This window comes from Comamonadaceae bacterium OTU4NAUVB1 (assembly GCA_024372625.1).
In the GTDB taxonomy this organism is placed as follows: domain Bacteria; phylum Pseudomonadota; class Gammaproteobacteria; order Burkholderiales; family Burkholderiaceae_C; genus Variovorax.
Map to the genome: position 1 here is coordinate 2536851 of CP099605.1, position 22612 is coordinate 2559462.

20 protein-coding genes are annotated in these 22612 nt (G+C 66.6%); 10 read left to right on the forward strand and 10 right to left on the reverse strand.

The genetic code is table 11. From position 1 onward, the window contains the following. Window positions 1-3: 3 nt before the first annotated feature. The 6 genes from NF681_15360 to NF681_15385 form a co-directional block, all read right to left on the reverse strand. Complete coding sequence (locus NF681_15360) at window positions 4-1191, reverse strand: ABC transporter ATP-binding protein (protein ID UST53666.1); 1188 nt, start codon at window positions 1189-1191, stop codon at window positions 4-6. Window positions 1192-1204: 13 nt separating this feature from the next. Further along, the gene (locus NF681_15365; protein UST53667.1) at window positions 1205-2134 is read right to left on the reverse strand and encodes a branched-chain amino acid ABC transporter permease; all 930 of its coding nucleotides are present in this window, start codon (window positions 2132-2134) and stop codon (window positions 1205-1207) included. Window positions 2135-2348: 214 nt separating this feature from the next. After that, window positions 2349-3653: a replication-associated recombination protein A gene (locus NF681_15370; protein ID UST53668.1), complete on the reverse strand. Its 1305-nt coding sequence runs from the start codon at window positions 3651-3653 to the stop codon at window positions 2349-2351. A gap of 92 nt (window positions 3654-3745) precedes the next feature. Continuing rightward, window positions 3746-4378 (reverse strand): outer membrane lipoprotein chaperone LolA, encoded by a 633-nt coding sequence (gene lolA / locus NF681_15375; protein UST53669.1) that lies wholly within the window; start codon window positions 4376-4378, stop codon window positions 3746-3748. Window positions 4379-4397: 19 nt separating this feature from the next. Further along, window positions 4398-6851 (reverse strand): DNA translocase FtsK 4TM domain-containing protein, encoded by a 2454-nt coding sequence (locus NF681_15380; protein ID UST53670.1) that lies wholly within the window; start codon window positions 6849-6851, stop codon window positions 4398-4400. Window positions 6852-6949: 98 nt separating this feature from the next. Next, on the reverse strand, window positions 6950-7624 hold the full coding sequence (locus NF681_15385) for a Crp/Fnr family transcriptional regulator (protein UST53671.1): 675 nt from the start codon (window positions 7622-7624) through the stop codon (window positions 6950-6952). 160 nt (window positions 7625-7784) lie between these two features. Here NF681_15385 and trxB point away from each other — a divergent pair, with 160 nt between their 5' ends. From trxB to rpmG, 3 genes are all read left to right on the forward strand, one after another. Next, a complete protein-coding gene (gene trxB, locus NF681_15390) occupies window positions 7785-8744 on the forward strand; it encodes a thioredoxin-disulfide reductase (GenBank protein UST53672.1) in 960 nt (319 codons plus the stop codon). A gap of 147 nt (window positions 8745-8891) precedes the next feature. Beyond that, window positions 8892-9125 carry a 50S ribosomal protein L28 gene (gene rpmB, locus NF681_15395; GenBank protein UST53673.1) on the forward strand — a complete coding sequence of 78 codons (234 nt, stop codon included), beginning with the start codon at window positions 8892-8894 and terminating at the stop codon, window positions 9123-9125. An 11-nt stretch (window positions 9126-9136) separates the two neighbouring features. Beyond that, entirely contained in the window at window positions 9137-9310 is a 174-nt protein-coding gene (gene rpmG / locus NF681_15400) for a 50S ribosomal protein L33 (protein ID UST53674.1), read from the forward strand. A 182-nt stretch (window positions 9311-9492) separates the two neighbouring features. Here the strand turns inward: rpmG and NF681_15405 are convergent, their stop codons facing one another. Continuing rightward, window positions 9493-10707, reverse strand: coding sequence for a fatty acid desaturase (locus NF681_15405; protein ID UST53675.1), 1215 nt, complete (start codon window positions 10705-10707; stop codon window positions 9493-9495). Between the two features lie 130 nt (window positions 10708-10837). Next, the gene (locus NF681_15410; GenBank protein UST53676.1) at window positions 10838-12109 is read right to left on the reverse strand and encodes an RsmB/NOP family class I SAM-dependent RNA methyltransferase; all 1272 of its coding nucleotides are present in this window, start codon (window positions 12107-12109) and stop codon (window positions 10838-10840) included. 102 nt (window positions 12110-12211) lie between these two features. Here NF681_15410 and NF681_15415 point away from each other — a divergent pair, with 102 nt between their 5' ends. Continuing rightward, window positions 12212-12448 (forward strand): DUF1653 domain-containing protein, encoded by a 237-nt coding sequence (locus NF681_15415; GenBank protein UST53677.1) that lies wholly within the window; start codon window positions 12212-12214, stop codon window positions 12446-12448. A gap of 13 nt (window positions 12449-12461) precedes the next feature. Here the strand turns inward: NF681_15415 and purN are convergent, their stop codons facing one another. Then, entirely contained in the window at window positions 12462-13049 is a 588-nt protein-coding gene (purN, locus tag NF681_15420) for a phosphoribosylglycinamide formyltransferase (GenBank protein ID UST53678.1), read from the reverse strand. A 130-nt stretch (window positions 13050-13179) separates the two neighbouring features. Here purN and NF681_15425 point away from each other — a divergent pair, with 130 nt between their 5' ends. Further along, window positions 13180-14361 carry an acyl-CoA dehydrogenase family protein gene (locus NF681_15425; GenBank protein UST53679.1) on the forward strand — a complete coding sequence of 394 codons (1182 nt, stop codon included), beginning with the start codon at window positions 13180-13182 and terminating at the stop codon, window positions 14359-14361. 10 nt (window positions 14362-14371) lie between these two features. Beyond that, a complete protein-coding gene (locus NF681_15430; protein ID UST53680.1) occupies window positions 14372-15484 on the forward strand; it encodes an acyl-CoA dehydrogenase family protein in 1113 nt (370 codons plus the stop codon). A gap of 36 nt (window positions 15485-15520) precedes the next feature. Here the strand turns inward: NF681_15430 and NF681_15435 are convergent, their stop codons facing one another. Next, complete coding sequence (locus NF681_15435) at window positions 15521-16078, reverse strand: HNH endonuclease (protein UST53681.1); 558 nt, start codon at window positions 16076-16078, stop codon at window positions 15521-15523. 176 nt (window positions 16079-16254) lie between these two features. On the opposite strand from NF681_15435, the gene NF681_15440 reads away from it, so the two are divergent. From NF681_15440 to NF681_15455, 4 genes are all read left to right on the forward strand, one after another. Continuing rightward, window positions 16255-17304, forward strand: a complete 1050-nt coding sequence (locus NF681_15440) for a bifunctional riboflavin kinase/FAD synthetase (protein ID UST53682.1) — start codon at window positions 16255-16257, stop codon at window positions 17302-17304. A gap of 144 nt (window positions 17305-17448) precedes the next feature. After that, window positions 17449-20316: an isoleucine--tRNA ligase gene (ileS, locus tag NF681_15445; protein ID UST53683.1), complete on the forward strand. Its 2868-nt coding sequence runs from the start codon at window positions 17449-17451 to the stop codon at window positions 20314-20316. Between the two features lie 80 nt (window positions 20317-20396). Further along, a complete protein-coding gene (gene lspA / locus NF681_15450; protein UST55805.1) occupies window positions 20397-20858 on the forward strand; it encodes a signal peptidase II in 462 nt (153 codons plus the stop codon). 91 nt (window positions 20859-20949) lie between these two features. Next, on the forward strand, window positions 20950-22611 hold the full coding sequence (locus NF681_15455) for a Na/Pi cotransporter family protein (GenBank protein UST53684.1): 1662 nt from the start codon (window positions 20950-20952) through the stop codon (window positions 22609-22611). Window position 22612: the final 1 nt, after the last annotated feature.

Here is a 22612-nt window from a genome sequence, read left to right on the forward strand (position 1 = left end):
CCGTCACGGATTGATCGACATCGGCCGCGCCGGCGAACCCGGCACCTCGTCGGCGGGACTGCCCACGCCCGGCGCCGCGATCGGCGTGCCCGGCCTGGCGTCGTCCTGGCGCCGCTTGAGCGACTTGCCGTGCTCGGGCGAGGGCCACAGGCCGCGCGGACGCAGCAGCATGATGACGATCATCGCCAGCGCGATGAACAGCTGGCGCAGGATCGAGGCGTCCAGGCGCCCGTCGGTCATGGCCTGCAGCGGGCCGGCGACGTAGCGCAGCACCTCGGGCAACGCCGCCAGCAGCACCGCGCCCAGGATCACGCCGGGCAGGTGGCCGATGCCGCCCAGCACCACCATGGCGACGATCATCACCGACTCCATCAGGCTGAAGGACTCGGGCGAGACGAAGCCCTGGAAGGCCGCGAACATCGCGCCGGAGATGCCGCCGAAGCTCGCGCCCATGCCGAAGGCCAGCAGCTTCATGTTGCGGGTGTTGATGCCCATCGCCTTGGCGGCGATCTCGTCCTCGCGGATCGCCATCCAGGCGCGACCGACGCGCGAGAGCTGCAGCCGGTGCGACACGATCACGGTGACGATCACCAGCGCGAGGAACAGGTAGTAGTAGAGCGAGACCGAGGAGATCGTGTAGTCGCCGATCTTCAGCGGCCGCCCCAGGTTGAGGCCCCAGATGCGGATCGAATCGATCGCGTCGAGTCCCTTCGGGCCGTTGGTGATGTTGACCGGGTGGTCGAGCGTGTTGAGGAACACCCGGATGATCTCGCCGAAGCCGAGCGTCACGATGGCCAGGTAGTCGCCGCGCAGGCGCAGCGTCGGCGCGCCGAGCATCACCCCCAGCACGCCCGCGAGCACGAAGGCCAATGGCAGCACGATCAGCAGCGACGTGTGCACGCCGTTCGGGAACATCGCCTTGAATGCCGGGAAGGTCTCGGCCAGGTGCGGGGAGCCCATCAGGGCGTAGAGGTAGGCACCGATGGCGAAGAACGCCACGTAGCCCAGATCGAGCAGGCCGGCGTAGCCCACGACGATGTTCAGGCCCAGCGCGAGCAGCACGTAGAGCAAGGCGATGTCGACGATGCGCACCCAGGCATTGCCCTGGGTCTGCAGCAGGAGCGGCAGCGCCAGCAGCAGCACCGCGGCCACGAGGAAGACGGCGAGGTTCTTGGCGTTGTTGGATTTCATGGTCGTTCCTGCTTCAGGCGCGATCGGCCACGCGTTCGCCCAGCAGGCCCGAGGGCCGCACCGTCAGCGTGATGATGAGGATGACGAAGGCGAAGATGTCGCTGTGCTGGCTGCCCAGGATGCCGCCGGTGACGGTGCCCAGGTAGCCCGCGCCGATGGCCTCGATGAGACCCAGCAGGAGACCGCCGACGACCGCGCCGGCGAGGTTGCCGATGCCGCCGAAGACGGCCGCGGTGAAGGCCTTCAGGCCGGGACCGAAGCCCATGGCGTGCTGGGCGATGCCGTAGTTGCTCGCATACATGACGCCGGCGATGGCGGCGAGCACCGCGCCGATGATGAAGGTGGCCGAGATCACCATGTCGGGCCGGATGCCCATCAGCGAGGCGACGCGCGGGTTCTCGGCCGTGGCGCGCATCGCGCGCCCGAGCTTGGTGTAGTTCACCAGCCAGGTCAGGATCGCGAGCGAGATCGCGGTCATCACCAGGATCATGATCTGCGTGGGCGAGATCGATGCGCCGGCGACGTCGATGGAGGCGCTGGGCAGCAGCGTCGGATAAGCCTTGTTCGTCGGCCGCCAGATGATCATCGCCAGGGTCTGCAGCAGGATCGACATGCCGATGGCGGTGATCAGCGGCGCGAGCTTGGGGCTGTTGCGCAGCGGCCGGTAGGCGACCTTCTCGATCACGAAATTCAGGCTGGCCGCGACGATGCAGGCGATCACCAGCGCGATCAGCAGCATGAGCCAACCCGGCAGCCACGGCATCGATTCCCGCATCAGGCCGATGATGGTCCAGCTGGTGAGGGCACCGACCATCAGCACTTCGCCGTGCGCGAAATTGATGAGGTTGATGATGCCGTACACCATGGTGTAGCCCAAGGCTATCAAGGCATACATGCTGCCCAACACCAGACCGTTGATGATCTGCTGCAGCAGGATTTCCATAAGTTCGTCCAGTGGGTTGGCACCTTTATCGAGGTGCTTTCAAGATTCGCGGAAGCCGGATCGGCTTTGACGATTCACCAAGCAAAAAACCCGCCAGCATGTGTCGCCGGGAGGGTTCAAGGGCGGGATTGTAGGCATGCGGACGACCCGTCGTGGTGCATGTTCGACGGGGGTTTACCCCCGCGCACGGCCCGCGCCGACGCGCACGGCGATCTCAATCCCCCCGGGCGTCCCGGTCCCGTCGCCGCAGCTGATCGAGCTTCTCGCCGATCCTGATCTCCAGCCCGCGCGGCACGGGACGATACCAGCCGGGCTCGTCGATGCCTTCGGGAAGGTAGGTCTCGCCCGCGGCATAGGCATCGGGTTCGTCGTGCGCGTAGCGGTACGCGTGACCGTGTCCCAGCTCCTTCATGAGCTTGGTCGGGGCGTTGCGCAGATGCACCGGCACCTCCCGGCTGCGGTCTTTCTTCACGAAGGCACGGGCCGCGTTGTAGGCGTTATAGCCCGCGTTGCTCTTGGCGGCGACGGCCAGGTAGATGACGGCCTGGCCCAGCGCCAGCTCGCCCTCGGGACTGCCCAGGCGCTCGTAGGTCAGGGCCGCGTCGTTGGCGATCTGCAAAGCCTTCGGATCGGCGAGCCCGATGTCCTCCCACGCCATGCGCACGATGCGCCGCGACAGGTAGCGGGCATCGGCGCCGCCGTCGAGCATGCGGGTCAGCCAGTAGAGCGCGGCATCGGGATGGGAGCCACGCACGGATTTGTGCAGGGCCGAGATCTGGTCGTAGAAATTGTCTCCGCCCTTGTCGAACCGCCGGCTGTTCAGGGTCAGCGCATCCTGCAGGAATTCCGCCGTGATCGTGGTGATGCCGGAGGTCCTGGCCGCGGTGCTCGCCTGCTCCAGCAGGTTCAGGAAGCGCCGGGCGTCGCCGTCCGCATAGCCGATCAGGGTGTCCCGGGACCGGTCGTCGAACCGGAGATCGCCCAGCGCCTTGTCCCGTGCCCGCTCCAGCAACTGCGCGAGTTCCTCGTCGGTGATCGACTTCAGCACATAGACCTGCGCCCGCGACAGCAATGCCGAATTCACCTCGAAGGAGGGGTTCTCGGTGGTCGCGCCGATGAAGGTCACCAGACCGCTTTCCGCATACGGAAGCAGTGCGTCCTGCTGGGATTTGTTGAACCGGTGGATCTCGTCCACGAACAGGATGGTGTGCTTGCCCATGGCCAGGTTCTGCTGCGCCTGTTCCATGGCGGCCCGGATGTCCTTGACGCCGGAGAACACCGCCGACAGGGCGATGAATTCGCAATCGAAGGCCGAGGCCGTCAGCCGTGCCAGGGTCGTCTTCCCCACGCCGGGCGGACCCCAGAAGATCATGGAATGCGGTTTGCCCGACTGGAACGCCAGTCGCAGCGGCTTTCCCTCGCCGAGCAGATGCGACTGCCCGACCACGTCGTCGAGCGTCTTCGGGCGAAGCGCCTCAGCGAGCGGCGCGACGGGTTCTTGAGAAAACAGATCAGGCATGGCTTCCTTTTGCGTGCGGCGGTTCGCGCGACCCGGACGGTGTCCGTCCGGCCCCGATCGGGCGAAGCCGATGACCGTCCAGCGCGGGCGCCCTACTGCTTGAGCACGTCGGCGCCCGCGGGCGCCTTGAACGCGAAGGCGGCCGCGCCCAGTGCCGGATTGATCTCCACCTTGCCGAACCTGAGCACCGAACGCTGGCCGAAGCTGTCCAGGATCTCGAGCGACGCGAGCGCGTTGCCCTGGAAACCGACCTCGATGGACTGCAGCTGCCCGTCGCGTGCCAGGGGCGTCGCCTTGACCCACTGCAAGCCGTCGCGCTCGGGCGCCGATTCGAGCTTGAAGTCCGCCCGCAGCGCGCGCAGATCGGGCGCCGCGGCGATGAGTGCGGCGGGCGTGGACCCCAGGGCCTGCGCCTGCGAGCGCTGCGTCACCTGGTTGAGTTCGGCATCGTGGAGCCAGAGGGTCTGCCCGTCGGCCACGATGGTCTGGGCGAACGGCTTGCGATAGTCGAACCTGAACCTGCCGGGCCGCTGGAACTCGAAGGTGCCGCTGGACGTCTTCACGCGTCCGGGCTGCCCTTCCCGCGACGGCGCCGTGACGGTCTGGGTGAAGTCGGCGCGGCCTGATTTCACGTCGCGCACGAACGCCTCCAGGCTCTGCAGCCCGTCGGCCCAGGCGCCGGCGGCGGACGCCGCGATCGTCAGCGCGATCAGGATCTTCTTCATCGTCGATGTTTCCGTATGTCTATTCAACGCGTGCGGGCACCAGGATCTCGCGCTGGCCGGCACCGCTCATGGCGCTCACCAGCCCGGCCTTCTCCATGTCCTCGACCAGCCGCGCGGCGCGGTTGTAGCCGATCTTCAGGTGGCGCTGCACGAGCGAGATGCTCGCCTTGCGGTTCTTGAGCACCACCTCGACCGCCTGGTCGTACATCGGATCCTTCTCGTCGTCGCCGCCGTCGCCCGATAGATCACCATCGCCGTCGACGGTTCCGCCCTCGAGCACGCCGTCGATGTAATCGGGTTCGCCCTGGGACTTGAGGTAGGCCACCACGCGATGCACTTCCTCGTCGCTCACGAACGCGCCGTGCACGCGGATCGGCAGGCCGGTGCCGCTGGGCATGTAGAGCATGTCGCCCATGCCCAGCAAGGCTTCGGCGCCCATCTGGTCGAGGATGGTGCGGCTGTCGATCTTGCTGGACACCTGGAACGCGATGCGCGTCGGGATGTTGGCCTTGATCAGACCGGTGATCACGTCCACGCTCGGGCGCTGCGTCGCCAGGATCAGGTGGATGCCCGCGGCGCGCGCCTTCTGCGCCAGGCGGGCGATCAGTTCCTCGATCTTCTTGCCCACGACCATCATCAGGTCGGCCAGCTCGTCGATGACCACCACGATGTGCGGTTCGCGCTTGAGCGGCTCCGGATCGTCCGGAGTCAGGCTGAAGGGGTTGTGGATGAACTCCTCGCGCGCCTTGGCCTCGTCGATCTTGGCGTTGTAGCCCGCCAGGTTGCGCACGCCCAGCTTGCTCATGAGCTTGTAGCGCCGCTCCATCTCGGCCACGCACCAGTTCAGGCCGTGCGCGGCCTGCCGCATGTCGGTGACCACCGGCGCGAGCAGGTGCGGGATGCCTTCGTAGACCGACATCTCCAGCATCTTCGGGTCGATCATGAGCAGGCGGACGTCGCGCGCCTCGGCCTTGTAGAGCAGGCTCAGGATCATGGCGTTGATGCCCACCGACTTGCCCGAGCCCGTGGTGCCCGCCACCAGCACGTGCGGCATCTTGGCGAGGTCGGCCACCACCGGATTGCCCACGATGTCCTTGCCCAGTCCCATGGTCAGCATCGACTTGCCGTCGTTGTAGACCTGCGAGCCGAGGATCTCGCTCAGGCGGATCGACTGGCGCTTGGCGTTGGGCAGTTCCAGCGCCATGTAGTTCTTGCCGGGAATCGTCTCGACCACCCGGATCGACACCAGCGACAGCGATCGCGCGAGGTCCTTGGCGAGGCCGACGATCTGCGAACCCTTCACGCCCGTGGCCGGTTCGATCTCGTAGCGCGTGATCACCGGCCCGGGCGAAGCGAGCACCACGCGCACCTCGACGCCGAAGTCCTTGAGCTTCTTCTCGATCATGCGGGAGGTCATCTCCAGCGTGTCCGAGGACACGGTCTCCTGGCGCAGTTGCGGCGCGTCGAGCAGGTCCACGCGCGGCAGCTTGCCCTCGCCGTTCTCGCGGAACAGCGGCTTCTGGTTCTCCTTGACGACACGATCGCTCCGGGCAACCTCGGTCACGGCCCGCTGGATCGGCACCGGCGCCGGGGGCACGCGCTGGGTGTCCGCGGTCGCGCGTGGCGTCGGTGCCGGGACGGGCGACGCGACTTCCTTGGCCGGACGTGCCTGCGGACGGGTCGCGGTGAAGTCGTCCATCGTCGGCTCGCTGACACGTGCCGCTGGCGACGCCGGCTCCGCGCCTTCCTCCCGCTCGCGCACGGCGCGCCGGCCCATGGCCAGGTCCTCGGCGATCTCGCGTTTCTCGCGACGCGATTCGAACAGCGAGAACACGCGCGAACCCAGCCGCTCGGCCACCTGCGACCAGGAGAAACGGAACACCAGCGCCGAGCCGACGACACCGGCGGCAATGGCGATCAGGGCCGAACCCGTGAAGCCGATCCATTTCACGCTCATGGGACCGACGAAATAACCCAGCACACCACCCCCGTGGCCGGGCAGGCGGAATTCGAGTCGGTAGAGCCGAGACCATTCGAGCATCGCGCTGGCGCACAGCAGCAGCAGCAGCCCGAACCAGAAGGCCAGCCGACCCCGGTCGAGCCGGCCCCACGGCGGCGGCTCGACCGCCACCGGCGCCACTTCGCCACCGCGCAGCCAGCCGGCGAGGGACGAGAGCCAGACACGCAATCCGGCGGCCAGACACCACCAGACCGAATAGCCGGCCACGAAATAGCTGCCGTCGGCGATCCATGCGCCGATGCGTCCTCCCCAGTTCTTGACCTCTCCCCCGGTGCCCGAAGTCGACCACGCCGCGTCGGAGGGCGTGAAGCTGAGCATGGCCAGCAGCCAGAAGAGAAGCGCCACGAAACCGGCGATCAGGGTGATCTCCTGCGCGAAGCGCATCGCGCGCAGGCGGACCGGAGGTGGGTTGGAAGCGTTCGAAGCGTGCAGGGAGTTCAGCGAATAAGTCATGAAAGCGCGGTTCGGCCTGCGATCCAAGCCGTCATCGCACCGAGCCTACAACGGAAAAGGCGCCGCGCGAGCGGTTGCCGTGTCGATCAGGGCGCCCGTCACGTCAGGGAGGACAGTCGCTCCTTCACGATCATGGAGCCATCGGTCTGGGTCTGGACGAAGCCGCGCTCCTCCAGATCCTTCATGACGCGGCTGACCATCTCGCGCGAGGCTCCCACCATCTTGGCCAGGTCCTGGCGCGAGATCTTGTCGCGGATCTTGAGGTTGCCCTGGCCGTCGTCCACGGCGAACTCGATCAGCGAGCGCGCGACGCGGCCATAGACGTCCATGAGTGCCAGCGATTCGATCTTGCGGTCCGCCTGCCGCAGGCGCTGCACCAGGCCGCGCATGATGTTGTACGACATCGAGGCGTTCTCGGGCAGGCAGCGGCCGAAGGCATCGCGGGCCAGCACGAGCACGTCGGTCTGGATCTCGGTCCTGACGGTGGCGGAATGGGGCTCGTCGTCGATCAGGCTCATCTCGCCGAGGTAATCGCCCTGCTGCAGGGTGGCGAGGATCACTTCGCGGCCCCGGGTGTCCGTGCTCATCACGCGGGCTCGACCCGTGAGGATGATGTAGAGGGCATCCGACTTCTTGCCCTGCTCGACGATCACCTCCGCGCGCTTGAATCGCTTCTTGACGATCGCATCTGCGATGCTGGCCGACTGGGCCGGCGTCAGTGCGGAAAACAAGGGAACTCGCCTGAGCAACTCAAGATTGGACAGCATGGACATCTTCGAATCCCGGAAAACGCGCAATTGGAGAACTTATTGCTTAATTACAATCACGCGCATTGAAAACGCCCCTCATCAGGGACGGCCCGCAAGGTGATACTTGAAAATCACCTTCCGGAAAATGTACACGCTGATACAGCAAAATTCAGGTTTTTAAAGAATGTCGAATCAACAACATGCCCAAGTCCTGATTCTGGGTTCGGGTCCGGCCGGCTACACGGCGGCCGTCTACGCCGCGCGGGCCAACCTCAAGCCGCTGCTCATCACGGGCATGGCACAGGGCGGACAGCTCATGACGACCACCGAGGTCGACAACTGGCCTGCGGACGTGCAGGGCGTCCAGGGCCCGGAGCTCATGCAGCGCTTTCTCGAGCACGCCGAGCGTTTCAAGACCCAGGTCGTCTTCGATCACATCAGCCAGGTCGATTTCAGCCGGCGCCCGTTCACGCTCACGGGCGACAGCGGCACCTACACGTGCGACGCACTGATCATCGCCACCGGCGCCTCGGCCAAGTACCTGGGCCTGGAATCCGAACAGCATTTCATGGGCCGCGGCGTCTCGGGTTGCGCGACCTGTGACGGATTCTTCTATCGCGAGCAGGAAGTCTGCGTCATCGGTGGTGGCAACACGGCCGTGGAAGAAGCCCTCTACCTGTCCAACATCGCCAGCAAGGTGACGTTGGTGCACCGGCGCGACCGCTTCAAGGCCGAGCCGATCCTGGTGGACAAGCTGCACGAGAAGGTCGCGGAAGGAAAGATCGTTCTGAAGACGCACAACGTGCTCGACGAGGTGCTGGGCGATGACTCGGGTGTCACCGGCATCCGGTTGAAGCACGTCGACACCGGCGCGACCGAACAGGTCGACCTGAAAGGCTGCTTCATCGCCATCGGCCATCATCCCAACACCGACATCTTCCAGGGTCAGCTGACGATGAAGGACGGCTACATCGTCACGCGCTCGGGCCTGCAGGGCATGGCGACCATGACGAGCGTGGACGGCGTTTTCGCGGCCGGCGACGTGCAGGACAACATCTACCGCCAAGCCATCACGAGCGCCGGCACCGGCTGCATGGCGGCACTGGACGCACAGCGGTACCTGGAAACGAACGGCACGCTATAATCGCAGGCTTTGCCAAACAACGGGCTGTCTTGCAGCCTGTGGCAAAGCCGGGGTACCGCCACCCGGATTCCATGGCGAGGTCAAGCTGCAAAACGCCCACGTTCCCCTGCGGACGGGGCGCCAGCTGTTTCAGGAAAGAGTGTCCACATGGCACGCGTCTGCGATATCACGGGCAAAGGCCCGATGGTGGGAAACAACGTTTCCCACGCCAACAACAAAACCAAGCGCCGGTTCCTGCCGAACCTGCAATACCGCCGTTTCTGGGTCGAGACTGAAAACCGCTGGGTTCGCCTGCGGGTTTCGAGCGCTGCATTGCGCCTGATCGACAAGAACGGCATCGATGCCGTGCTCGCAGACCTGCGCGCACGCGGCCAAGCCTAAGGAGCGCAATCATGGCAACGAGCAAAGGCGGACGCGAGAAGATCAAGCTGGAATCCACCGCGGGTACCGGCCATTTCTATACCACCAGCAAGAACAAGAAGACGACGCCTGAAAAGCTGTCGATCATGAAGTTCGACCCCAAGGCACGCAAGCACGTCGAATACAAGGAAATCAAGCTGAAGTAATTCGGCGCCGATTTCTTTCAGGGCGGATCATCATTCGTCCCGACATCCGACCCGCTCTCACCCAGCGGGTTTTTTGTTGTCCGGTTTTTTGCATCAAACCATTCGGACCGATGGCATGGCCATAAAAAAACCGACCCGGAGGTCGGTTTTTTGACTTTCAGCCTCGAGGGCGTGGAATGCGATCAGACACGTGCCGCGCGCAACCGCGTCGAGAACTCACGCAGCCCGGCGATGCCACTGGCTTCGGCACGGTGGCACCAAGCCGCCAGATCCGATACCAGCTGCTCGCGCGAATGCGAGGTGTTGAGCCACAGCTGGCGGAGTTCCTCGCGCATCGTCACCATCTTGTCGAGCACCGGATGCGCGGCACGTGCCTGCACGATGTGCGTGCGCGCCGCCGGGGGCACCTTGTCGTCGTCCCGATGGAGCCACTGCTTGGCGGCCCGCAGCACCGACAGATCGGCACCCTTGGCCTTGAGTTGCGCCAGTTCGTCGCGGGTCGTGCGGCGCATCTCGCGCGCGAATCCGGCCATCACCTCGTAGCGATTGGCGATCACGGCCTCCAGCGTCTTCTCGTCAGCGACCGGCTGTACATCACCCATCAGCATCTTCGGCGGCAGCTTCTTGACCTTGGCCCAGCCGATCTTCTGCATCAGGCTGATGTAGACCCAGCCGATGTCGAACTCGTACTTCTTGACCGAGAATTTGGCCGACGTCGGATAGGTGTGGTGATTGTTGTGAAGCTCCTCGCCACCGATGATGATTCCCCAGGGAATCAGGTTGGTGCTGGCATCGGTCGCCTCGAAGTTGCGATAGCCCCAGAAATGGCCGATGCCGTTGACCACGCCAGCCGCCCAGAACGGGATCCAGACCATCTGCACCGCCCAGATGGCCAGACCGATGGCACCGAACATCGCCACGTTCAGGATCATCATCAGGCCCACGCCCTGCCAGCTGTAACGCGCATACAGGTTGCGTTCGATCCAGTCGTTGGGCGTGCCATGGCCGAAGCGCTCGACGGTGTCCTTGTTCTTGGATTCCCTGCGATAGAGTTCGGCGCCGCGCCACATGACTTCGTCGAAACCCTTGACCTGCGGGCTGTGCGGGTCGTCCACGGTCTCGCACTTCGCATGGTGCTTGCGATGGATGGCGACCCATTCCTTGGTGACCATGCCGGTGCCCAGCCACAGCCAGAAGCGGAAGAAGTGCGATGGGATCGGACCCAGTTCCATGGCCCGATGCGTCTGCGTGCGGTGCAGGAAGATCGTTACCGCGGCAATCGTGATGTGAGTGGTCACGAGCGTGTAGAGGACGATCTGCCACCACGAGAGATCCCACATGCCGTGAGCGAGCCAGTCGACAGCCGCGTTCAACACGGCAGAGTCAGGAAGGAACATTGAGTCAGGTACTCCATTACCACACGAAGGTGCGGTTCCAGGGGAATCGAGCATTTTAAAGGTTAGCCTCTCCTTGAGGGGCTAAAGCCTTGATCAATCCGGCATTTGCCGTTGTTTTGGAGCGTCCGACCTATTTGCGGTTCCACACGGCCGCGAAAAAACCGTCGGTCGCATGGCGATGCGGCCACAGTCGCAGGTAGCGCCTGCCGTCGTCGCCACCCGCGCAAAGCCGGGTCGCCTCGTCGACCTTCAGTCCATCGAGCAGATCGGCGGCGTCCTGGGGCAGAAAATCAGGGTTCGCCGCGCCGAACGCGGCAGCGATGGCCTCGTTTTCTTCCGGCAGCACGCTGCACGTCGCGTAGACCAGGCGCCCCCCCGACTTCACCAGGCGCGCCGAACTCTGCAGGATGGCGGTCTGTTTGGCGGTGAGCTCCTCGGCCGACTGCTGGGACTGGCGCCATTTCAGGTCGGGATTGCGTCGCAACGTGCCCAGACCGGAGCACGGCGCATCGACCAGCACGCGGTCGATCTTGCCGGCCAGGCGCTTGACGCGCTCGTCGCGCTCGTGCGCGATGGCAGCAGGATGGACGTTGGAGAGCTTGCTGCGCGCGAGCCGGGGCTTGAGCGCATCGAGCCGGTGAGCCGATGTGTCGAAGGCATAGAGCCGGCCGGTGTTGCGCATCGTGGCGCCGATGGCGAGCGTCTTGCCGCCCGCGCCGGCGCAGAAATCCACCACCATCTCGCCACGCTTGGCGTCCAGCAACAGCGCGAGCAGTTGGGATCCCTCGTCCTGGACCTCGATGGCGCCGCGCGCGAAGGCATCCACCTTGGTCAGCGCCGGCTTGCCGTCGATGCGCAGACCCCAGGGCGAGAACGGCGTGGCCACGGCCTTGATGCCCGCGAGGGACAGTTCCTTCTGCACATCGGCACGCTTGTCGTGGAGGGTGTTGACGCGCAGGTCGAGCGGTGCGGGCTGCTGCAGGCTTTCCGCCAGCGCCCAGAACTCGTCGCCGAGTTGCGCCTTCAGCGGCTTGACCAGCCACTCCGGCAGGTTGTGGCGATGGCGCTCCAGCAGATCGCTCTGGCTGACGGCATCGCAGTTGTCGAGCCAGCGTTTCTCGACCTCGTTGAGTGCGCTCTTGAGGAAATCGCGCGGGCCGTGGAAGCCCAGGATGGCCATGCGCCGCTCCTTGGAACCCGTGCCCGAGGGCGACAGGTGATCGAACAACAGCTTCTTGCGCAACACGGTATAGACCGTCTCGGCCAGGGTGGCGCGTTCGCGGGGACCGAACTCGCGGTGATCGCGGAAGAAGCGCGACACCACCTGGTCGGCGGGATGATCGAATTTCAGGACGAGGCCGACCAGATCGGCGCTCGCCTCCAACAGGGCTTTGGGATGCATGGGGGTGATTGTCTCAGCCAGGACCCCCCCGCCCGGGACAATGCTGCTTCGCGCTCCCTGGCGTCCCTTCCGTTTCCGCGCCTTTCCCGGCCCCACTGCCCCATGACAGACGACAACCTTCCGCCCCTCATCGAAACCCCGCCCGGCCTCTACCGTCACTACAAGGGCGGCGAGTACGAGGTCGTCGGCACCGTGCGCCACAGCGAGACCCTGGAGCCGATGACGCTCTACCGTGCGCTCTACGGTCAGCGCGGCCTGTGGGTGCGCCCGGCCGCGATGTTCGGCGAGACGGTGGAGATCGACGGCGTGGCGCGACCGCGCTTCCTGCGGCTCGTCTGAGGGCCGGCGGCGCTCAGCAACGGGCGCCGAGCCAGCTTGCGATCGCCTTCGGGTAGAGCCGGTGCTCCTGGCTGAGCACGCGCGCGGCCAGCACGGCTTCGGTGTCGCCGGGCAGCACGGGCACGACGGCCTGGTCGAGGATCGGTCCGTGGTCGAGTTCCGCCGTCACCTGGTGCACGGTGACGCCCGCGACGCGGCAACCGGCCTCGATCGCGCGGCGGTGCGTGTGGAGCCCCGGAAAGGCCGGCAGCAGCGAGGGGTGGATGTTCAGCAGCCGCCCCGCGTAACGCGCGACGAAGCCCGGCGTCAGGATGCGCATGAAGCCGGCGAGTACGACCAGCACGGGCGCATGGGCATCGATCGCCCCGGCCAAGGCGGCGTCGAACGCCTCGCGCGTAGCGAAGTCCTGGTGCGGCACCACCGCGGTCGCGATGCCCCGCGCCCGTGCGAGGTCGAGCCCCCCGGCGTCCGCCCGGTTGCTGACCACGGCCGCCACGCGCGCATCGAAGCGTTCGGCCCAGCGCCCGGCTTCGGCGGCGCGCACGATGGCGGCCATGTTGGAGCCGGCTCCGGAGATGAGGATGACGATGTTGTGCTTCATGGAAGCGCGGAATTATCCGTGTCGCTGCGAGGACAACTTTTTTCCGCACGACCATGCTAAAACCGATGGCTGACGGAGACACTCCGCCCCGCCCTTCCAGTGCGGCGGCAACCCACACAGCGAGGCACGCATGGATTTGAGCTTCACCCCCGAAGAGCAGGCGTTCAGAGAAGAGATCCGCGCCTGGGTCAAGGACCACCTTCCGGCCGACATTTCGCACAAGGTGCACAACGCCCTCGAACTCACGCGCGAGGACCACCAGCGCTGGGCACGCATCCTGGGCAAGAAGGGCTGGCTGGGCTACGGCTGGCCCAAGGAGTTCGGCGGACCGGGCTGGACCTCGATCCAGCGCCACCTGTTCGAGGAGGAAACCGCGCTCGCGGGCGCCCCGCGCATCATTCCCTTCGGACCGGTGATGGTGGCCCCGGTCATCCAGGCCTTCGGCAATGCCGAGCAGCAACAGCGTTTCCTGCCGGGCATCGCCAGCGGCGAGGTCTGGTGGAGCCAGGGCTACAGCGAACCGGGCTCGGGCTCGGACCTCGCCTCCGTCAAGACCCGCGCCGAGCGCCAGGGTGACAAGTACATCGTCAATGGCCAGAAGACCTGGACCACCCTCGGCCAGTATGGCGAGTGGATCTTCTGCCTGGTGCGCACCAGCAACGAAGGCAAGCCGCAGACCGGCATCAGCTTCCTGCTGATCGACATGAAGTCGCCCGGCGTCACGGTGCGCCCGATCAAGCTCGTCGACGGAAGCGTCGAGGTCAACGAAGTCTGGTTCGACAACGTCGAGGTGCCGGCGAACAACCTGATCGGCGAGGAGAACAAGGGCTGGACGTACGCCAAGCACCTGTTGAGCCACGAGCGGACCAACATCGCGGATGTGAATCGCGCCAAACGCGAACTCGAACGCCTCAAGCGCATCGCCCGGAGCGAGGGCGTCTGGGAAGACGCGCGCTTCCGCGACGAGATCGCCAAGCTCGAGGTGGACGTCGTGGCCCTGGAGATGCTGGTGCTGCGCGTGCTCGCGGCCTCGACCTCGGGCAAGAACTCGCTCGACATCGCCGGCCTGCTCAAGATCAAGGGCAGCGAGATCCAGCAGCGCTACAGCGAACTCATGATGCTCGCCGGCGGTCCCTACGCGCTGCCCCTGGTGCGCGAGGCCATGGAGGCCGGTTGGCAGGGCGACTTCCCCGGCGGCGACGCCGGCCTGGCGCCGCTCACCTCCACCTACTTCAACATGCGCAAGACCACCATCTACGGTGGTTCCAACGAAGTGCAGCGCAACATCGTCGCGCAAACCGTCCTGGGCTGAGGAGACACACATGGATTTCGATTTTTCCGACGACCAGGAACAACTTCGCGACGCGGTGCGCAAGTGGGTCGACAAGGGCTACGACTTCGAGCGTCGCCGTCGCATCGAGGCCGCGGGCGGTTTCTCGCGCAAAGCCTGGGACGAACTCGCCGGGCTGGGCCTGGGCGGCCTCTACATCGGCGAGGAGGACGGCGGCCTGGGCATGGGCCCGGTGGCCGGCATGGTCGTGATGGAGGAACTCGGCCGTGGCATCGTCGCCGAACCCTTCGCCCAGGTGCTCATCGCCGGCGCGGTCCTGAGCGGTTATGCGGCAGGCGACCTCAAGAGCGACTGGCTGCCGCGCATCGCCGGTGGCGAAGCGCTCGTCGTGTTGGCGCACCAGGAACGCAAGGCACGCTACCGCCTGGACGTGTGCGAGGCCCGTGCCGAGCAGACCGGCGACGGCTGGACGGTCTCGGGCACCAAGAGCCTGGTGCCGGCCGGCGACGAGGCCGATGCCTTCCTCGTGCCCGCGCAGATCGATGGAAAGATGGCCCTGTTCCTCGTCGAGCGAAGCGCCAGCGGCGTCGAGGCACGTGGTTACGGCACGCAGGATGGCGCCCGTGCGGCCGAAGTCGTGCTCAACCACGCCGCGGCCCGCCTTGTCACCACCGATGGTCTGACGGCCCTGGCGCACGCGGTCGACATCGGCATCGCGGCCCTGTGCGCCGAGGCGGTCGGTGTCATGGACAAGGCCCTGGCCGTGACCGTCGAGTACATGAACACGCGCAAGCAGTTCAATGTCACGATCGCCAGCTTCCAGGCCCTGCGCCATCGCGTGGCCGACATGAAGATGCAGCTCGAACTGGCGCGTTCGATGAGCTACTACGCGACCCTCAAGCTGGACGCGCCCACCGATGAACGCCGCCAGGCGATCGCCCGCGCCAAGTACCAGTTGGGCGTGTCGATGCGTTTCGTCGGACAGCAGGCGGTGCAATTGCACGGTGGCATCGGCGTGACGGACGAGTACGTCGTCGGCCATTACTTCAAGCGTCTGACCCAGATGGAGATGACCTTCGGCGACACGCTCCACCACCTGGGCGACGTGTCCGCGCGCATGAAGGACACCGCCGGCGTCTTCTGACCCGCGCCCTTCTGGGCCCGCGCGGGCCGTGCACGGCTAGGGATGCAGGCGCGAACTGAGCGGCAGGTGGATCATCAGGAACTCCATCTGATCCGCCAGGATGCGGCGGTTGCGCAGGATGAAGTCTTCCCAGAGGCTGGGCACGTAGGGAGCGTAGAGCAGCGGCATGCCGGCCTGCTCCGGGGTGCGGCTGCTCTTGCGGTGATTGCAGGGGCGGCATGCCGTGACCACGTTCATCCACACGTCGACGCCCTGCTGGGCGAACGGGACGATGTGTTCGCGTGTGAGTTCTTCCTCGTGGAAGTGGTCACCGCAGTAGGCGCAGACGTTGCGGTCGCGGGCGAACAGTTTCGCGTTGGTGAGCCCCGGACGCAGTGCGAAGGGATTGATGCGCGGCACGCCCTTGGTACCGATGATGCTGTTGATCGCGATCTGGGACTGTTGTCCGGTCGCCGCGTTGTGGCCACCCCGAAACAGCGCCACGTGCGCGCCCGATTCCCAACGCACTTCGTCGGCCGCATAGTGGAGGACCGCCTGTTCCAGCGAAATCCAGGATTGCGGCAGCCCTTGGGCCGACAGCTTCAAGACCTTCACGCCACGTCTCCTCGAAGAAAGAAGAACCACGCAGGAATCCGGTGGACGCCGCGCCTTCGGTGAGGACGCCGCTGCCGGGTACTGCGTCACAATATAGCGGCTTTGTGACAAATTGCCCCTTCCACGCGCCGAAGCCCATCCGACGGGCCTGAGGCGCCACAAGAACAGATCGATCCATGCAGGTTTTTCGTGGATTCCGGCACCCCGGCGTGGCGCCAGCCTGCGCATTGACCATCGGCAATTTCGACGGTGTCCACCGTGGCCACCAGGCCATGCTGGCGTTGCTCAACACCGAGGCGCGCCAGCGCGGGTTGCCCAGTTGCGTCCTCACCTTCGAGCCGCACCCGCGCGACTACTTCGCCGCCGTCAGCAGGCGTCCGGAGCTGGCACCCGCGCGCATCGGCACTTTGCGCGACAAGCTCGGCGAACTCGCCGCCTGCGGGGTCGCGCAGACCATCGTGCTGCCCTTCGATGCGCGCCTGGCCGCGCGTTCGCCGCAAGACTTCATCGACCATGTGTTGCTCGATGGACTGGGCGCGCGTTACGTGCTCGTGGGCGACGACTTCCGCTTCGGCGCCCGGCGCGCCGGCGACTACGCGATGCTCGACGAGGCCGGAGCGCGCCACGGCTTCGACGTCGCGCGCATGAACAGCTACGAGGTGCATGGCCTGCGCGTCTCCAGCTCCGCCGTGCGCGACGCGCTGGCCGAAGGCCGCATGGCCGATGCGCAGCGTCTGCTCGGCCGGCCCTACGCCATCTCCGGCCACGTCGTGCACGGCCGCAAGCTCGGCCGGGCGCTGGGCGCTTCGGCGCCGGGGCGCGACGACGGTTTCCGCACGCTCAACCTGCGCTTCAAGCACTGGAAGCCGGCCGCCGGCGGCATCTTCGCGGTGCTGGTGCATGGCCTGTCGCGCGAGCCCCTCGAAGGTGTCGCCAACCTGGGCGTGCGGCCCTCGCTCGACGCCAACGACGTCAACGCCGGGCGCGTGCTGCTGGAGACGCACTGCCTCGACTGGCCCGCCGAACTCGGTCGCGAGGAGGCCTACGGTAAAATCGTCCGCGTGGAACTTCTGCACAAACTGCACGACGAATTGCGCTACGCCAGCCTCGAAGCCCTCACCGCGGGCATCGCGAAGGATGGCCGCGATGCGCGGGCGTTCTTCGCGTCGGCGCCGGCCCGGACGCATGCGGAGACGCACCGGCAGACCACGCGCGACCGAATTTAGCGCTGCACGTTCCGCGCCGCCGCCCCGGAACATGCCTGGGCCCGACGACCGCCCCTCCTCCGCACCTCGATGCGTCCCCGCCCGGGATCGAGCCTGTCGAAGCCTTTCCACGCCCTGCCCCGCATTGCACCGCACCCGCCCACCATGTCCGACGCCGCCGCCCCCACTCCCGACTACCGCGCCACGCTCAACCTGCCCGACACGCCTTTCCCGATGCGTGGCGACATGGCCAAGCGGGAACCGGGCTGGGTCAAGCAATGGAACGACGAGGGCCGCTACCACCGCCTGCGCGATGCACGCCACGGTGCGCCCAAGTTCATCCTGCACGACGGCCCGCCCTACGCCAACGGCCAGATCCACATGGGTCACGCCGTCAACAAGATCCTCAAGGACATGATCACCAAGGCGCGACAGCTGGAGGGCTTCGACGCGCTCTACGTGCCCGGCTGGGACTGCCACGGCCTGCCGATCGAGAACGCCATCGAGAAGAAGCACGGCCGCAATCTCAGCCGCGACGACATGCAGGCCAGGAGCCGCGCCTTCGCCACCGAGCAGATCGCCCAGCAGATGGCGGACTTCCAGCGCCTGGGGGTGCTGGGTGAGTGGGACCACCCGTACAAGACGATGGATTTCGCCAACGAGGCGGGCGAGTTGCGCGCCTTCAAGCGCGTGATCGAACGCGGTTTCGTCTACCGCGGCCTGAAGCCGGTGTACTGGTGCTTCGACTGCGGCTCGTCGCTGGCCGAGTTCGAGATCGAATACGCCGACAAGAAGTCGCAGACCATCGACGTCGCCTTCAAGGCGCACGAACGCGAGAAGGTGCTGGCCGCGTTCGGCGCCGACCACCTGATCCTGGGCGACATCTTCGCCGTCATCTGGACCACCACCGCCTGGACCATCCCGGCCAACCAGGCCATCAACCTGAACCCGGAACTCGACTACTCGCTGGTCGACACCGAACGCGGTCTGCTGATCCTGGCCGCCTCGCTGGTCGAGATGTGCATGACCCGCTACGCGCTCGACGGCCAGGTGCTGGCCACGGTCAAGGGAGAGGCACTCGGCGGGCTGGAATTCGAGCATCCGCTGTACGACGTGCGGGATGAGGACGGCATCCGGGGTTACGAGCGCCTGTCGCCCATCTACCTGGCCGACTACGCCACCGCCACCGACGGCACCGGCCTGGTCCACTCGTCGCCCGCCTACGGCGTGGACGACTTCAACTCCTGCGTCGCCCACGGCATGGCCACCGACGCCATCCTCAACCCGGTGCAGGGCAACGGCACCTACGCGGCCGGTTTCCCGCTCTTCGGCGGCCAGCACATCTGGAAGGCGGTGCCGGAGATCATCGGCGCGCTGCGCGACGCGCACCGCCTGCTGGCCACCGAGACCATCACCCACAGCTACCCGCACTGCTGGCGCCACAAGACGCCAGTGATCTACCGAGCCGCCGCGCAGTGGTTCATCCGCATGGACGAGGGCGAAGGCGTCTTCACCAAGGACAAGGCACCGCAGACGCTGCGCCGGACCGCGCTGGCCGCGATCGAGCAGACCCGCTTCTACCCGGAGAACGGCAAGGCGCGCCTGCACGACATGATCGCCAACCGGCCCGACTGGTGCATCTCGCGCCAGCGCAGCTGGGGCGTGCCGATCCCGTTCTTCCTGCACAAGGACTCGGGCGAACTGCATCCGCGCACCATGGAGATCCTCGACCAGGCCGCCGGCATCGTCGAGCAGGGCGGCATCGAGGCCTGGAGCCGCGTGAGCGTGGCCGACATCCTCGGCACCGAGGACGCACCCCACTACACCAAGAGCACCGACATCCTGGAAGTCTGGTTCGACTCCGGATCGACCTTCTTCCACGTCCTGCGCGGCACGCACCCGAACGTCCACCACGACGCCGGCCCCGAAGCCGACCTCTACCTCGAGGGCCACGACCAGCATCGCGGCTGGTTCCACTCGTCGCTGCTGCTGGCCTGCGCGCTCGAGGACCGGGCGCCGTACCGAGGCCTGCTGACGCATGGCTTCACGGTCGACAGCCAGGGCCGCAAGATGAGCAAGTCGCTGGGCAACGGCATCGACCCGCAGGAGGTCAGCAAGAAGCTGGGCGCGGAGATCATCCGCCTGTGGGTGGCCGCGAGCGACTATTCCGGCGACATCGCGGGTGACGACAAGATCCTTGCGCGCGTGGTGGATGCCTACCGCCGCATCCGCAACACGCTGCGCTTCCTGCTGGCCAACACCAGCGACTTCGACCGCGACCAGGACGCGGTGCCGCTCGACCAGCTGCTGGAGATCGACCGCTACGCGCTCGACCGCGCCGCGCAGTTCCAGGCCGAGGTCCTGGCGCACTACCAGGTCTACGAGTTCCATCCGGTGGTGGCCAAGCTGCAGGTCTACTGCTCGGAGGACCTCGGTGCCTTCTACCTCGACGTGCTCAAGGACCGGCTCTACACCACCGCGCCGGACTCGCACGCGCGCCGCAGCGCGCAGACCGCGCTCTGGCACATCACCCAGGCGATGCTGCGCTGGATGGCGCCGTTCCTGAGCTTCACGGCGGAAGAGGCCTGGACGCTGGTGGGCACCGCCTCGCCCGGCGAGTCGATCTTCACGCAGGTCTACAGCGACCTCGGCACGCCCGACGCGGCGCGGCTGGCCAAGTGGACGCGCATCCGCGAGATCCGCGACGTGGTCAACAAGGACATCGAGGCGGTGCGTGCCACCGGCCGCGTCGGCTCGTCGCTGCAGGCCAACGTCGTGCTGACGGCGCGGCCCGACGACCATGCGCTGCTCGCCGCGCTCGGCGACGACCTCAAGTTCGTCTTCATCACCTCCGTCGTCGACCTGGTCGCGGGCGAGGCGCTGGCCACCGAGGTCACGCCGAGCGCCGACACCAAGTGCGAGCGCTGCTGGCACTGGCGCGACGACGTCGGCGCCGACCCGGCGCATCCGACGATCTGCGGCCGCTGCACCAGCAACCTGTACGGTGCGGGCGAAGCGCGGAGCGTCGCCTGATGACGCGCGGCACGACCCCCTCGCGCACCGGCGCGACCGCCTCGCCGCGTGGCGGCGCCTCGGCGTTTTCCTCGGGCAGCATGTGGCCCTGGCTCGGTCTCGCCCTGGTGCTGTTCATCCTCGACCAATTCACCAAGACGCTGATCCTGGGCTACTACCGCCTGGGCGACGCGACCTACGTGACGAGTTTCTTCAACGTCGTGCGCGCCCACAACACCGGTGCGGCCTTCTCGTTCCTGGCCGACCATTCCGGCTGGCAGCGCTGGCTGTTCACCGGCATCGGCGTGGCCGCCGCGGTGTTCATCGTCTGGATGCTGCGCACGCACGCCGGCCAGCGGCTGTTCAGCTTCGCCATGGCGTGCATCCTGGGCGGCGCCATCGGCAACGTGGTCGACCGGATGATGCACGGCTATGTGGTGGACTTCCTCGACTTCCACCTGGGCGGCACGCACTTCCCGGCCTTCAACGTGGCCGACGCCGCCATCACCCTCGGTGCGGTCTGCCTGATCTGGGACGAGATCCGGCGCGTCCGCCGGCGTTGACGCGCCGGCGCCCGCGGGCACGCGCGGCCCTTCCCCGTCCCCGCGCCGGTGCCGCGCTGTCCAGGGCCCACGCGTATAGTCGTCCGGGCAAATGAAGCATCTGTTGGACCTGCTGGCGGCCATCGCCCTCCTCGTCTGGGGCACCCACCTCGTTCGCACCGGCGTGCTGCGCGTCTTCGGCGCCAACCTGCGCAGCCTGCTCGCGCGCGGCATGCGCAACCGTCTGACCGCCGCGCTTTCGGGCATCGGGGTGACGGCACTGGTGCAATCCAGCACCGCGACGTCGCTGATGACCTCGTCCTTCGTCGGGCAGGGACTCATCGCCCTGCCGGCGGCCCTGGCGGTGATGCGTGGGGCCGACATCGGCACGGCCCTGATGTCGGTGCTGTTCTCCACCGACCTGTCGTGGCTCTCGCCGCTGTTCATCTTCGTCGGCGTGGTGCTCTCGATCACGCGGCCGGCCACCACGGCGGGTCGCTTCGGACGCGTGCTGATCGGTCTGGGACTGATGCTGCTGGCCCTGCGGCTCGTGGTGGAGGCCACCGGGCCGCTGTTCGAATCGGTCGCCATGCGCGCCGTGCTGGCGTCCATCAGCAGCGACGTGCTGCTCGAGGTCACCATCGGCGCGGCCTTCGCGGTCGTCGCCTACTCGAGCCTGGCCGTGGTGCTGCTGGTCGCGGCGATGGCGAGTTCGGCCGTGGTGCCCCTGGACGTCGCGCTGGGCCTGGTGCTGGGCGCCAACCTCGGCAGCGGCGTGCTGGCCGTGCTGACCACCGCCAAGTCGGAGATCGCGGTGCGCCAGGTGACGGTGGGCAATCTGGTCTTCAAGCTGCTGGGCGTGGCGGTGGCCATTCCCTTCATCGGGCTGTACCTCTCGCAGATGCGGCCCTACGTGGCAGACCCGACCCGGCTGGTGGTGCTCTACCACCTGGTCTTCAACGTGGTGGTCAGCATCGGTTTCATCGGGCTGACGGGCTGGGTCGCCAGGCTGGTCAGGCACCTGATGCCGGTGCCCAAGCCATCGGCCGCCACCTCGCGGCCGCAGCACCTCGACCCCTCGGCGCTGTCCACGCCCTCGCTGGCCATCTCCAACGCCGCGCGCGAGGCGCTGCACCAGGCCGACATCGTGGAGACCATGCTCATCGGCATGCTCAACGTCATCCGCCACAACGACCTGCGCCTGGCCGACGAATTGCGCAAGCTCGACGACACGGTCGACCGGCTCTATTCGGACATCAAGTACTACCTCACCAAGATCTCGCGCGAGGCCCTGGGCGAGGAGGAGAGCAAGCGCTGGACCGACATCATCAGCTTCACGATCAACATGGAGCAGGTCGGCGACATCATCGAGCGCGTGATCATCGACATCGAGGACAAGAAGATCAAGCCGAAGCGCAACTTCTCGCCCGCGGGGATGGCCGAGATCGTCGAGCTGCACGAGCGGCTGGTGGCCAACCTGCGCCTGGGAATGAGCGTCTTCCTCAACGGCAACGTGCGCGACGCCCAGAAGCTGCTGGAGGAGAAGGCGCGCTTCCGCGACCTGGAGCGCGCCTACGCCACCACCCACCTGAGCCGGCTCATGGACCGGACGATGCCCAGCATGGAGACGAGTTCGCTGCACATCGACCTGATCAGCGACCTCAAGCGCATCAACTCCCACATCTGCTCGATCGCCTACCCGATCCTCGATTCGGCCGGCGCGCTGGCGCCCAGCCGCCTGCGCGCCTCGCGGCTCATGCCGCTGGACCCCTGAA